Source organism: Flavobacterium notoginsengisoli (assembly GCF_042686225.1).
In the GTDB taxonomy this organism is placed as follows: domain Bacteria; phylum Bacteroidota; class Bacteroidia; order Flavobacteriales; family Flavobacteriaceae; genus Flavobacterium; species Flavobacterium notoginsengisoli.
This window is the reverse complement of sequence record NZ_JBHUOT010000001.1, coordinates 882,729-896,452: the sequence shown is the minus strand read 5'-3', so window position 1 is coordinate 896,452 and position 13,724 is coordinate 882,729. Positions and strand designations below refer to the sequence as shown.

Sequence of the window (13,724 nt, the reverse complement as noted above, 5' to 3'; positions counted from 1 at the left end):
GGTTTAAAAAAATACTAATAGAAATCTTCCCTGCAATAAAAAATAAATAAACTGTTTCTATTTATATCTTGATTTTAGTGAGTCTGCCTTTTTTAAATCTGCGGGATAGAATTTTAAAGTATCGCTTTCTCTTAATGGTCGCTGTTCAGGCTGCAGGCTGTTAAGCTCGCTCTGTTCAGAAAAGGTAGTGTCTTCTTTATATTTACCAGTAGAAATTTCAAAATCTTCTGCCGTACCGGTAATTTTCATTGGGATATTAATAAGCCCCAGAGGTGGCAGCCCTAAACGAAATCCCACATTTAACTTACCGTCCATCGTAACCTGCCCTTCAAGCTTTCCCCTGAAACCGGCCATCTTCATTGTTGTGGGCGTAATAGTCATGACATTGTCTCTGATAGTGGAATGAATGGCTATTTTATTAAATGATGCCTTCTCTAAGTCTGCCGCAGATGCTTTTTTAGCTACATGGTTTAAAATTTTAAAATTTTTGAATTTGATATCTTCCAAGGTCAGTGTCCCCTCCCCGGCTATAGATTTAAAATCAATATTCATATTCTGGTCAATGCTCCCCCAAAGCTTGTAATCTACCGACACCAGACCATAGGCATCCTTGGCCATACTTACCAGGTCAGCAAAAATCGGCATTTCCTTGTAAGCACGCTGGATATCAAAATTACTGGCCTTAAAATTAGCATTGTACTTAGCCAGCAGACGGTGCTGCGCTTTATAGTCACCGCTCATCTCTATCTTTGTGCCTGCCATATTAAAAGAAGCCTGCGTGATTTGGACTTTGCGGTCTTTAACGGTCAGGTCTCCTGCAAAATCATTAATTTTATAGGTGTCAAATTGAAAACTGTTCACTTTGGCCGCAATCTTTAGATCTGCCGTGCCCGGAATTCGGATGACATAGTTTTGAGTTTTGAGACTGCTGTTTTTAACTGCAGTCTGTACAGCGGCCGAGTCAATTTTCTGCGGTGCTTCTTCTTCGACTTTCTGGTCTGTGTATTTTGCAACCATGTCAAAAAACTCATTCGTATTGATATGGCTACTAAAAAGATTGATATCCGCTTCCAGTTTTTCGCTGGACTGGCGAAGGTGTTTTCGATTGAATAAATATCGCAGAATGTTATGGATATAACCATTCAATACAAGATCCGATTTACCATATGCAGCATTAATTTCCTCGAAACGCATCTCATCTTTAAAAAACTTGAATGTTCCCTTAGAAATTTGAAAAGACTCCGGGAACATGACACTTTTGATTACTATGTTTTTAACTTCAAATTTTCCGCCATTTTTGATATTGTCGTAATTTCTGGAATCCAGATCTTTCTTAGAGCCTTTTGCAGTAAGGTTGGACTGGATTATCCCAGTAATGTTAACGTCCTTGACTGGAAACAGCTGTGTTAATCTGCCAAGGTCCAAGGTTCCGTTGGTTTTGATATTGTACACTAAATCATAAAGATTACTGACTTCTGCCTCGACTTTAAATGGGGATCCTGCAAAAATAAATTCTGCCGGCTCCAATTTTATATTTAAATCTTCTCCCGTACCTTTTGTACTTTTTAAAGCGGCATTCACATTTATATTTTCTACAGGTATGCTCGGGAATTTAAGTGATTTTAGATACCCGTTTTTAATATTTACCACCATTTTGGACGAGGGATATTTTTTCTGCTTAAGGTTTAGAATCCCATGCATGCTGATTTTTAAATTTAGATCGCCCTTTACCTCAAGACTGTCTAAGGGATAAAATCTAGGTAGGGTTGCTAAATTAATTTTAGATTCTAATTCTGTGTCTACTGTCAACGGATATAATTTGTGAAGTTCGAAATGACCGCGTATAAAATTATCCATTGCCTGAATGTTTAAATTGCTTACCCTGCCGGTAATATTACGCAGGATACTGTCTTTGGCTGTTACAATCAGGTTTAGATTAATATTTTTAACAGCATCTGGTTTGTTCTTATTTTTTAGATATCCATTTTTTAAACAGAAATTTAACTGGAATTTGGGGATACTTTTGATGATCGTATCTATTTTGTTTAAATGGGAACTGAAGCCTGGTTCCCTTAAAAATATACCATCAGCTTTTAAGTTAAGAGCAATATCCCCGCGGATATCATGCTGATTCAGATTTAAGGCTTCTTTAAACTTTACTGCATCCAGATCAGCTTTTATCAAGGTTTTAATCTTTAACTTTTTAAAACCTTCTGAATGAAAATTAACTACCGTTTTTCTTTTATCCAGAGTAAAAGACAGGTTCTCTAAATCAAATTTTAGTTTATTAATATCTAAATCACGCACCTCTGCTTTGGCTGCAATATTGATATCTGTTATCGGTTCTTTAATTTTTTTATAAGCAATTGCACCGCCGGTAACCTGCAGATCTGCCGATACAACCGGTTTTTCTGATTGGTCCTGCATGTACCTTCCGCGAGCAAAAATTCCAAAATTAATGTTACCGCTGATGGTCATCTGCTCACGCCACTGATCATAGGCCGGTGGCACTAGCGAGAGCAGCTCTTCTAATGTAGAACTTTTGGACTGCATCCTTAAATCAAAATCGTAACCTCCTTTAATGAAAGCGAAATGGCCGTTGAAGGAGAAAGGAAAATTTTTAATACGGATGGCATTACGCTCAAATTTAAACTTAAGTGCTTTGGCATCTATATAAGTTACAATTTCGGCATTTATTGGTTTGCTGCGTACATAATCGACCCCATTTAGACTGAAATCGAATGCTTTTATTTTTAAACTGGAATTAAGATCAAAAACAGCCTCGCTCAAATTGCCGGTCCCTTTGTAGTTAAGGTCTTGGACTTTGAATTTCAGAAGAACACTTCTGTCGTTGTAAGTCAGGTTGGTCTTCTTTATGATGATCATCTTGATTTTAAATTCGGTCTGGGTAGTATCTGGAGAAGATTTAGCGGGTTTTACAATATTAAAATTTGCATTCCCTTTGGGATCAATTTCTAAATTTAAATCCGCATCATCCAAATAAAGAGCATCTAAAACAATTTTCCCTTTCAATAAACTGTAAAAATTAAGACCTGCTGACATTGTTTGGGCCTTTACTATGTTGTGTGAAGTGAATTGAATTTTTTTGTTCGTTATACTGACATTCTTTGCATAAACGATCAAGGCAGGGAAATGTTTGAAAACAGAAAGCCCAATTTCATCAAAATGCACCGCCGCATCTAGTTTTTCATTAGCAATACTTTCTATTTTAGCTGTTATTTCTTCTTTAAAAAAGTAAGGAATGATGGTAAGCAGCAGCAGTACTAATAATAATAGTGTTACGATTATAATTGACGCTTTCTTTAAAAATTTCTTAATCATATGCTCTGAAAATATCTTTTAAAAATTAAAAATAGAGATTTAATCACCCGGTACCCGCTGTAATATTAACTCAAAAATAACCATGTTAACTGCATCCTGCTGTCTCTTAAAATTGGCATGAGCTTTTCAATAATTTCTATGATGGAGCCGTAGTAAAGCACAAAATTATTCTATCTATATCTCCACTAACGGATAGGCAGGTGCAGATGAGCTTCAAAGCTTCTGCACCTTACTGTTACTGAAAAAATACAAAATTCAATCCTTTATCACCAGGAGATCAAATTAACAGTTCTAAAGAATCCGGCAACCTACTCAGCATTTTCCTTAGAACCGTTCATTGGCAGAGCTATACGGCAAAAGCCGTAAAAGCCTGACAAGTGATTTTTTCAATACTTACATTTACTCTATTTTTCATAAACCATAAAAAATAAAGTCCCTTCAGAATGCCCCCAATCTGAAAGGTGTAATTCCAGCATATCCATATCTCATTCTCTCTTTTATAACAAAGTATCTGGTAGGTAACCTTCGGGCAGATCCATCCGAAAAAAGAAGCTATGTTTTTAATTTCCCCCAAATAGCTTATATAAGGCGTAATTTCTTTTAGTGATTCTTTTACGATATTCTCATTTTTTACGATCATGGAATATTGATTGAAACCATCTTTATTTAAAAACCAGGATCCATCTGCATAAGCCGGATTTCCTGCTATTCTATTTATAAAACTCCGCAGCCTTATTTGCCGCAATCTGCTTATAATTTCTTTTGGAGTGCCTTCTGCAACAGTAGTCAGCACAATCTTTTGTGTTCGGTAATTAAAAAATTTAAACATTGAAATAAGTTATTTGACACCGTTCTGTCCGAATCTTAAAAAGCAGGCAGGTGTGCATAAAAAAATGAACAGAACAAAGGTTATCCTGGTCAGCGAAGCCTTCTACCCTCTAAGATATAAGGACTGCTTTCCAGCTTTATCTTTAAATTGCTGTAACCAATCTCGATATAAGATATTAGGGGCTGCTTAATGAGAAGCTTAAAGAAGAAATTCTGAAATGCTCCAGAAGTAATAAAAGTAAAATCAAAGGTAAGCTGTACAATATCACCATACAGCTGATTTACACTTACATAACACCGAACCTCTCTTATAAAATAACTCAGAGATCCTTTTGCATTGAAAAACCTTAAAACAAATGAAATGTTAGGTATGTAAAAAAGCACATCCTGCTCAATTATGGAATAATCATCAAAGTACAAAACATTTTCTGATCCAGATGTAAATCCCGTATCGCTTCCTGTATGTCTTTGTACTCCGGGAAACATGCCGTGCCTTTTTACTACTTTAGCAAGGTCCACTTTTATCAAACGTTCGAAAACATCATCACTTTTTCCATACAGAAAGTCTACTATCGTATAATTGGTCTCTTTCAAACAGCATTATTTTTTATATTAGCTGCCATATCAAAATTATCGATGGCATTTTTTACTATTTGACCCGTTAGTTACGGATAAGTCTTTCTTTTAACATAAGCAGGGACCGCTTATTTCAATTCAGAGGAACTGGAATAACCAAAACCACTCTTTACTTTACACCTGCCATCGAATAATCTGAAAGCCCTTTCGATATTCAATTTTAAAACAGGCTTCAAAAATAACTCAGAATTAAAAAGCGGCCCATACTGCCTAAGTCAAAATGTATTAATATTTAATACGGGCCTGCTTTAAGTTAAAACAACCGCAGCGACAGTCCTGCTTGGAACTGTTCACTGTTCGCCTTATTACCAAAATCGCTTATATCCGAGAATCCCCAGACATACCTTGCATAAATAGTCAATGGCCTGATATTGATCTCCGCCCCGGCAACAGCTGAAAAGTCGGTTTTTTTGAAAAGTTTTTTCCCATTCTTTACGAAACTATCATCATTATTGGCAAGAAAGCTGAATTGCGGACCTGCCAAAATAGTGATCAGGCCTTCACTGTTTAGTCTTAATAAAACTGGTACACTTACGTAATTAAGAGTTTTATTTTTCTTGAACGCGTTATCAAAAACATCTCTGTAATCATCACTGACCTTTGTGTTGGTCTGATTAAATAAGACCTCCCCCTGAACTCCTACAAAATCAGTAAGATTGAAGTATACAAAACCTCCTAACTGGTACCCAAATTCGAATTTATCATCAAAAGCCTGCCCGTCAAGCTTGCTCAAATTTGCCCCTGCCTTGGCGCCGATGTGGATTTGGCTGTACCCTGTTAGTGCAACAAATAAGGCGGATAGTAAAAAAAACTTTTTCATTATTGTTTATATTTTTAATTCAGCGTAAAAGTATTGGATAATAAAAATGCTTCCACTTTTTTTACACGAACGACAAATATTTTACACCAGCGACATTAAAAATAAATATTAAGTAAAACTCAACCAGATCCGGTACGATACATACCCTTCTCTCTACTTTTGAGTAGCACATTTATTAAAACATTAAGTATGCTTTTTTTAACGGAAGAACGAAAAATTAAAACATGGACTAAAAAAATTAAGCTTGGGGCTGTTTCTGTATGAAAATCAGAGAGCTTTCCTTTAGAACATCTAGGGCAATAAGCTGAAAAATAAAAAAACAGTTTCACCAAAATCTACAAAATATCATTTCCTGCCTGAATGCTCAATAACCAGTCAAGAATCAATTGTTTCCATCCAGAAGGATTTTATATTTTCTGCCCACCGGCACAGTTTTTTCATTATTTAGAACCACCAGGTTCTGCTTATACGATTTAATTTTTTTTGTATTGATAATAAAGGAGCGGTGTACCCTGATAAAATCAGGATCCTCTATTTCACTTAGTAAATTGAGTAAAGTCCCGTAAATTACAACTGGTGTCTTGTTGTCCTCCACATGTAATTTTAGATAATGCCCAAAGCTTTCTATACAGATAATTGTATCAAGGGCAAAGGAGTGGTTATCACCACTAATTTTAAATGTCAGGATTTTGCTTTCAGCCGGTTTTTCCTTCGATAATTCATATCCTGCATAATAAACCCTTAGTTTTTCAACAGCTCTGGTAAAATCTTCGAGTGAAATGGGCTTGAGCAGATAATCTATTGCCTGGTGCTTAAATGCCGTCAAAGCATAATCTGAGTAAGCCGTTGTTACAATCGTAAGGGGTCTGTTGGGCTGTAATTCCATCAAGTCCACACCTGAAATCACAGGCATATTGATATCCAGAAAAATCACATCGTACTCAAACTCATTAAGCATCTGCAGTGCCTGTCTGCCGCTGAAAGCACTGGCAGTATGTTCCAAAAAATCAAATTTAGAAATATGTGATGCCAACGCCCTATGGGCTGGCGATTCATCATCTATGATAAGACATCGGTAGATAATCCCCATAAGTTTAATTTTGTAATGAATAAATCATCTTGATTATTATAAGTATGTTCATTTTTTGTAATTATAACCTTCAATGCCTCTTCAGATCTGACAGCCCGATTCGTGTTCCGCTGTGCTGCATCTTCTTATCAAGAAAATTATTCTGCATTTTAAAGCACAGGCTATATTACTGGTAAACATTTATCAGCTTCATAATTGCAAAATTAGCCTATAATTTTATTACAGATCTACCAAGCGGCACTAAATTACACGAACGGCGTTTGTGTAATTACTGTGGCGTTGATGAAAAATCTCAACTCTCTGCCCCTCATGGTCAGTACTTTTGCATCAGTGCGGGGGAAGTAGTCCCTCAAAATTAACTGATTACAATTTCTTCCATGAGAATACGAAAGATTTATTACCTGCTTCTTTTTTTAGGTTTAACCGCTGCTGCGCAGAATAATGCAGCCAGAAGAGCCGGTACAGCAATTACAGACAAGTTTCCCGTAACACGAACTTTCGATGTGCAATATGAGACAATGGGCAGAACAAATTATGACACAAAGTTTCTTGATCAAGATTTTGAAAAAGCGGAGGTCAGCAATCATTCCCGAGTAAAAATCGCCGCAAATATCCCTTTATACAAGTCAGAATCGCAGCGCTTTTTTATTACCAATACAATGCGATATAAATATGAAACATACCACTATGGGGATGTCTACAATTATATTTCAAATACCAGTGCTTCCAGAGCTGACCAAAATTTCCATTATTTATCAGAGTCTGTGAGTGCAACCTACTTTTCTTCGTTATTCAGAAAGCCTGTTTTTTTTAATGCTTCTGTTACCGTGGACGGTAATGATAAGGATGTGCAGCGTGTAAAAGGGCTCATAACTGCAGCGATGGTGCTTAAAAGAACACAAAACACAACGATAACTATTGGTGCTGCCGCACTATTAGACCCCTCCTCCATCATTCCATTTTCGCCGGTTTTTACCTACGAACACAAGTTTGACCGCTCGGAATGGAAAATTGATATCATACTGCCCCAGCGTATAAAGTTCCAGCGTCAGCTTCTTGAAAATGGACGCTTCTCCTTTGGAACGGAGCTTGACAGTGAAAATTTTTATATCAATTTTGACAATGAGAGCCTGAAAGGGACTTACGAACTAAATCAGCTGGAATTAAAAACCGGGATTATGTATGAATATAATTTTGCTAAAAACTTCATCGTGACCCTAAAAGGAGGCCTGAACAGCGTTGTGACTTCCAGAATTACCGAAAAAGGAGAAAAAACCAGTATGTATATTATTGAGAATAAACAAGATGGCCAATTGTACGTAAATGCGGGATTGTCTTATAATCTTTTTTAATGGGCGCACCCTGTATTAATAAATCACATGCAATTAAGATGAACAAAACAACAATAGTACTACTGGCTGTGCTGATCTCTGCACATATGACGGCCCAGGAATCCTGGCTTCTTAAGCAGTGTATCGAATACGGGCTCAAAAATAACCGCAGCAATTCCATTTATGACAATGACAGACTTGCCGCTGATGCCAAAGCTAAAGAAGTTCTAGCTGACTACCTTCCAAAAATCAGTCTGACCTCAACCTTGGACAATAACCTCAAACTGCAGGAAAGCGTCATTCCGGCAGGAGTGTTTGGTGACGAACCGATCAGGGTTGCCTTTGCTCAAAAATTTAATGCCAATGCTACAGCGCAATTAGATCAAACCCTGTACGACCAAGCTCTCATTACGGGGCTAAAAGCTAACAAATACAGCAGACAGAAGGCAGAACTTAACAGCCAGCAAAATCAGGAAGCCCTTATTTACAATATCACCGCCGCTTATTTCCAGATTTCCGTATACAGGCAGCAGCTTAATTTTCTGAAGAGCAATTTGGAAACCTACAGCAGACAGATCCAAATTTTCCAGCTGCAGGTCAGCAAAGGAATTACCCTGCAAAAAGATCTTGATAAAGTAAGCGTAGATTTTAACAATACAACATCACAGCTGCGCGTAGCACAGAGCAACCTGAAACTGGCCGAAAATGAGCTTAAGTTTGAAATGGGGTATCCCATTGATCAAACCTTAGTGGTAAATTCCATAACACGTGACGCTGCTCCGCAGGCTTTACTGGAAGATCCCAAATCCGATTTTCAAGCTTCCTTAAAAACAGATTACCAGCTCTCCGAAGTCAATATAAAACTGCTGGATATCCAGCAGGACCGCATACAGGCGGAAGGTCTTCCAAAACTGAATGCATATGCACGGTACGGTGCGGTAGGTTTTGGTGAAAACCTCAGCCAGACCTACAGTGACGTTTCGGACTTCGCGGCAATCGGACTGAAACTTAATATTCCAATCTTGGATTTTTACAAGCGAAATGCCCAGTACAGCCAGGCAAAAATTGAACGCATAAATGCAGAACAGCAGCTGAAAATAGACGAGAGCCGCTATAAAGTAGATCACCAGAATGCTGTCACCAAAGTATTGCAGGAGCAGGCCAATGTCGACAATAATCAAAGAAATGTGATTCTGGCGGAATCTGTTTTGAAAACTACAGACCTGCAGTTTCAAAAAGGTGTTACTGATTTAACCGATTGGCTCAATACTCAAAATTCATTAAAAGAAGCACAAAACAGCTATCTAAAATCCCTATACTCCTACTTTCAGGCAAAAATCGATCTTGAAAAAGCCGCCGGAACTTTAAAAATATTTTATAACTCTCTTTAAAAAATGAATAAGAAATATATCGTAATACTGATTCTCGCAGCCCTTGTGGTTCTCATAATTTTTAAACTCGCAGCCAATAAAAGCAAGATTAACCAAAGTAATAATAAAATAGAGATACAGCTAATTAGAATCCCTGTAACAGTCAGTGGAGTCAAGGAACAGCTGCAGGAAATCAATATGGTAAAAACTGGTGCTCTAGCGCCTTTTAGGGAAGCTAAACTAATTTCGGTGACAAGCGGAAATGTGCAGAAATTGCTTTTCAATCTCGGGGACAGGGTGGCTCAGGGCCAGGTGCTCGCTGTTATCGATTCGCAACTGCTTGAATTGGACCTTCAAAAAGCGGAAACACAAGCCGCTAAACTGCGAAATGACCTGAAAACCTATAATGAACTATTACAGGGAAATGCTGCCACGCAGGAAAAGGTAAATGAAATTCGCCAGAATTACCAAAATGCAGTCAATGCAGCTGATCAGGTTAGAAAACAGCTCAATGATGCTAAAATAAAAGCACCCACAAGCGGTATAATTGGTTCTAAAGCTGTTGAAGAAGGGGTGTTTTTATCAGGTGGAAGCGAAATAGCCACGATAGTTAACTTGTCGCAGCTTAAAGTACAGGTAAACCTTACTGAAACTGAAGTGTACAAGATACAGGAAGGCCAGAAAGTGAAACTAACCACCGATATTTATCCAGGAAAAAGCTTTGAAGGAGTAATTTCATATATCAGTCCGCAGGCCGATCAGACCCACAGTTATGCAGTGGAGATTAGAGCCTCGAATGATAAGGCTGCACCACTTCGCTCCGGCACTTTTGTCTACACCGATTTCTCTCGAAAAACCAATCAGTCAGTCATGCTCATTCCCCGTGAGGCGTTAACCCAAAGCACTAAAGATGCAGCTGTCTATGTGGTAAGGGATGGAAAGGCAAAGCTGCGTCAAATAAAAACCGGCAGTGAGCATGGCAACAACATACAGGTTTTAAGCGGTTTACAGCTAGGAGAACAAGTAGTAACATCGGGACAAATCAACCTGAAAGATGACGCGTTAATCAGCATTTCAAAATAAAAAATTATGTCTATAACAGAAATTTCCATCAAGAGGCCGTTGCTGCTGATTGTTATTTTTACCGTCCTGATATTATTTGGCGCTGTCACTTATAGCAATCTTAATTACAACCTGCTGCCTAAAATTGAAGTCCCAACGGTTTCTGTAACAACTATTTATGGAGGTGCCGCAGCAACCGAAATACAGAGCTCAGTAACTAAAAAATTAGAAGATGTATTTTCCTCGGTAGAAGGTCTTGACAAGATTACTTCTACCTCGCAGGAAGGTGTTTCACAGATAGCCATCCAGTTCAAAAGCGGAACCAATATTGACAAAGCAGAACAGGATGTGCAGCGTAAAGCCGATCAGGCTGTTAATGATCTTCCAGATGATGCAGAGCGTCCTCAGGTCAACAAAATAAACCTGGAAGAAACCCCTGTTATCAATGCCGGTATTACGGCTTCCATACCACCTCGAGAACTCTATGAACTTGTAGATAAACAGCTTCGCCCTGTGCTTCAGAATGTCAGCGGTGTGGGACAGGTCAACATTATTGGAGGTGACGAGCGCGAGATACAAATTAACATCGATCAGGATAAAATGCGTGCCTATGGGCTTTCTATAGCCACCGTTACCAGTGCAGTGAACAACTCCAATCTTTCCTTCCCGGCAGGAAGTATAGAGACTGCCAGCCAGCAGCTATCCATCCGCTACGATGCCAATGTTGGTTCAGTAGAGCAGCTCCGAGAGCTTATTATAAGCCAGAGGCCGGGTCAGGGAAACATTTACCTGCGTGATATAGCTGAAGTTTTGGATGCTACGGCAAAAACAACTGCTATCAATCATATTAACGGGCTTCCCTCCATTGGTGTTCAGATCATCAAACAGTCAGACGCCAATGCCGTGGATGTAAGCCAACAGGTTAAAAAAGCTTTTGATCAAATACAAAGCCAGTACAAATCTAAAAAACTGGAATTCAATATATCCTCCGACCAGAGTATCTACACCCTAAAATCGGCAGATGCCGTTATGGAAGATTTGGTGCTGGCAATTCTTATTGTCGGGATTGTAATGCTGGCATTCCTGCATAGTTTCAGAAGTTCCATGTTTGTGCTTCTGGCACTTCCCTCTTCAATTATTCCAACTTTTATTGCGATGTATTTCTTTGATTTTTCATTGAACCTAATGACTTTAATGGCTATGTCACTTGTAGTTGGCATCCTTGTTGATGACTCCATAGTGGTATTGGAGAATATTTACAGGCATCTTGAAATGGGCTCAGACAAACGTACTGCTGCCCTTGAGGGACGAAATGAAATAGGTTTTACAGCCCTTGCCATTACCCTTGTAGATGTGGTGGTATTTCTTCCATTAGCATTCTCAGGAGGTATAATTGGTTCACTGCTGCGCGAGTTCTCACTGGTAGTGGTATTCTCAACATTAATGAGTTTGTTTGTTTCCTTTACCATCACTCCTCTACTTGCCAGCAGGTTTGGAAAAGTTGAAGAACTTAGCAGAGACACCCTTTGGGGAAGGATAAATCTTGGTTTCGAACACTTCATCGATGTACTTAAGGCCGAATATGGAAAACTGCTTAGAAAGGCTCTGGGCAGAAAAAGATATGTACTCTCAGGAATCATTATACTTATAATCGCCTCCATTGCTCTGATACCTGCCGGTTATGTCGGGGCAGCCTTTATCCCAAATGGTGATCAGGGAGAATTGGCCATCAACATTGAACTTGACCCTTCTACTGCGATTTACAAGACCAACATACTCACCCAGCAGGCAGAGAAAATGATTATGGCCGAGCCTGAGGTGTTAAAAGTATTCTCTAGTGTCGGCTTTGTCAGCGGAAGTGTTTCAGGGACTTCAAGTAATGCAAATCTGGCAGAAATGACTGTAACTATGGTGGATAAAAAAGAGCGTTCCATCACAGCAGAGGATTTTGGAATTGCCATGCAGCGAAAACTAACCAAGGCAATACCCGGAGCAAAATTTACCGCCTCGCCTACTTCAATATCAGGCGGCAGTAATGCTGCTCCTATTCAAATAGCCGTGAAGGGAGTTGACCTTATAAAAGTAAGGGAAACTGCTGAAAAATACCTTAAAGCAGTTGCCCAGGTGCCGGGTACGCAATTTGTCCAATTATCTGTTAAGGATCCTAAACCCGAAGTCAAAGTCAAACTAAACAGGGAAAAAATGACACTGCTGGGCATAAACGCCAGTCAGGTGGGTGCTGCACTGCAAAATTCATTCAGCGGAAATGACAAAAGCCAGTTTAAAAACGACGGCAGTGAATATGATATATTAATCAGGCTTGACCAGTTCAACCGCAATAATATCAACAGTGTAAAAGATCTTGCTTTTGCAAACAATGACGGACAGACTTTTGTCTTAAGCCAATTTGCGGAGGTTACCCAATCAATAGGCGAAAGCACCCTGCAGAGAAGTGACCGTCTGGGCACCATCAGCGTGCAGTCCAATGCCGCAGGAAGACCGACCGGAACAATCATCTCGGACATCAAGGAGAAAACTGCATCAATTAAACTTCCTGAAGGAATTACCATTGAGTATCTGGGCGATGCTAAAAATCAGGGTGATGCATTTGGGAGCCTTGGAATGGCACTGCTCATTGCCATATTGCTGGTATATCTGATCATGGTGGCACTATACGAGAATGCGGTTTATCCTTTTGTGGTGCTGTTCTCTATACCCGTGGCGCTTATTGGAGCATTACTTGCCCTGGCACTTACTATGGAAACACTTAATATTTTCTCAATCATCGGAATGATCATGCTTCTGGGTCTGGTGTCAAAAAATGCTATCTTAATTGTGGATTTTACCAACCACCTTAAAAAACAGGGAAAAAATGTGAAAGACGCACTGATAGAAGCTGGGGAAGAAAGGCTCCGTCCAATCCTTATGACGACACTTGCGATGATACTGGGCATGCTGCCAATTGCTTTAGCCAGCGGCTCAGGTGCTGAAATAAAAAATGGAATGGCCTGGGTAATTATTGGAGGACTTACAAGTTCCATGATACTTACGCTGTTTGTGGTACCCTCGATGTATTTAATTATTGAGCGTTTACAGGAGCATTTTACCAATAAGGGACCAAATACGGATTTAGATCCGAATCAAGAAATAGTTTAAGAATGAAGGAAAAGAAAATCAATATCACACTGTAGATCTAAGCCTTCTTCATGACATTTAAATGACTCTTGCTCTGGCTTAACAAGTAA

9 protein-coding genes are annotated in these 13,724 nt (G+C 39.0%); 4 read left to right on the top strand and 5 right to left on the bottom strand.

What is annotated here, in order from left to right:
* Positions 1–57: 57 nt before the first annotated feature.
* From ACFS3A_RS03800 to ACFS3A_RS03780, 5 genes are all read right to left on the bottom strand, one after another.
* Complete coding sequence (locus ACFS3A_RS03800; protein WP_379824001.1) at positions 58–3,342, bottom strand: AsmA family protein; 3,285 nt, start codon at positions 3,340–3,342, stop codon at positions 58–60.
* A 346-nt stretch (positions 3,343–3,688) separates the two neighbouring features.
* Positions 3,689–4,171: a hypothetical protein gene (locus tag ACFS3A_RS03795; RefSeq protein WP_379824000.1), complete on the bottom strand. Its 483-nt coding sequence runs from the start codon at positions 4,169–4,171 to the stop codon at positions 3,689–3,691.
* An 89-nt stretch (positions 4,172–4,260) separates the two neighbouring features.
* Complete coding sequence (locus ACFS3A_RS03790) at positions 4,261–4,764, bottom strand: hypothetical protein (protein WP_379823998.1); 504 nt, start codon at positions 4,762–4,764, stop codon at positions 4,261–4,263.
* Positions 4,765–5,059: 295 nt separating this feature from the next.
* Positions 5,060–5,626: a porin family protein gene (locus tag ACFS3A_RS03785; RefSeq protein WP_379823997.1), complete on the bottom strand. Its 567-nt coding sequence runs from the start codon at positions 5,624–5,626 to the stop codon at positions 5,060–5,062.
* A gap of 382 nt (positions 5,627–6,008) precedes the next feature.
* Entirely contained in the window at positions 6,009–6,716 is a 708-nt protein-coding gene (locus tag ACFS3A_RS03780; RefSeq protein WP_379823996.1) for a LytR/AlgR family response regulator transcription factor, read from the bottom strand.
* Positions 6,717–7,093: 377 nt separating this feature from the next.
* Between ACFS3A_RS03780 and ACFS3A_RS03775 the strand changes: the two genes are divergently transcribed.
* Genes ACFS3A_RS03775 through ACFS3A_RS03760 form a run of 4 tightly spaced genes read left to right on the top strand, consistent with a single transcriptional unit; the run spans position 7,094 to position 13,635 of the window.
* Positions 7,094–8,068: a DUF6268 family outer membrane beta-barrel protein gene (locus ACFS3A_RS03775; protein ID WP_379823995.1), complete on the top strand. Its 975-nt coding sequence runs from the start codon at positions 7,094–7,096 to the stop codon at positions 8,066–8,068.
* A gap of 38 nt (positions 8,069–8,106) precedes the next feature.
* A complete protein-coding gene (locus tag ACFS3A_RS03770; protein WP_379823994.1) occupies positions 8,107–9,438 on the top strand; it encodes a TolC family protein in 1,332 nt (443 codons plus the stop codon).
* A 3-nt stretch (positions 9,439–9,441) separates the two neighbouring features.
* Positions 9,442–10,500 carry an efflux RND transporter periplasmic adaptor subunit gene (locus tag ACFS3A_RS03765; RefSeq protein WP_379823993.1) on the top strand — a complete coding sequence of 353 codons (1,059 nt, stop codon included), beginning with the start codon at positions 9,442–9,444 and terminating at the stop codon, positions 10,498–10,500.
* 6 nt (positions 10,501–10,506) lie between these two features.
* Positions 10,507–13,635, top strand: coding sequence for an efflux RND transporter permease subunit (locus ACFS3A_RS03760; RefSeq protein ID WP_379823992.1), 3,129 nt, complete (start codon positions 10,507–10,509; stop codon positions 13,633–13,635).
* The last annotated feature ends 89 nt before the right edge of the window (positions 13,636–13,724 follow it).

Excerpts from the sequence above, each read along its gene's own strand:
- ACFS3A_RS03800 (WP_379824001.1), bottom strand. The coding sequence starts at position 3,342 with ATGATTAAGAAATTTTTAAAGAAAGCGTCAATTATAATCGTAACACTA.
- ACFS3A_RS03795 (WP_379824000.1), bottom strand. The coding sequence starts at position 4,171 with ATGTTTAAATTTTTTAATTACCGAACACAAAAGATTGTGCTGACTACT.
- ACFS3A_RS03785 (WP_379823997.1), bottom strand. The coding sequence starts at position 5,626 with ATGAAAAAGTTTTTTTTACTATCCGCCTTATTTGTTGCACTAACAGGG.
- ACFS3A_RS03780 (WP_379823996.1), bottom strand. The coding sequence starts at position 6,716 with ATGGGGATTATCTACCGATGTCTTATCATAGATGATGAATCGCCAGCC.
- ACFS3A_RS03775 (WP_379823995.1), top strand. The coding sequence starts at position 7,094 with ATGAGAATACGAAAGATTTATTACCTGCTTCTTTTTTTAGGTTTAACC.
- ACFS3A_RS03770 (WP_379823994.1), top strand. The coding sequence starts at position 8,107 with ATGAACAAAACAACAATAGTACTACTGGCTGTGCTGATCTCTGCACAT.
- ACFS3A_RS03765 (WP_379823993.1), top strand. The coding sequence starts at position 9,442 with ATGAATAAGAAATATATCGTAATACTGATTCTCGCAGCCCTTGTGGTT.
- ACFS3A_RS03760 (WP_379823992.1), top strand. The coding sequence starts at position 10,507 with ATGTCTATAACAGAAATTTCCATCAAGAGGCCGTTGCTGCTGATTGTT.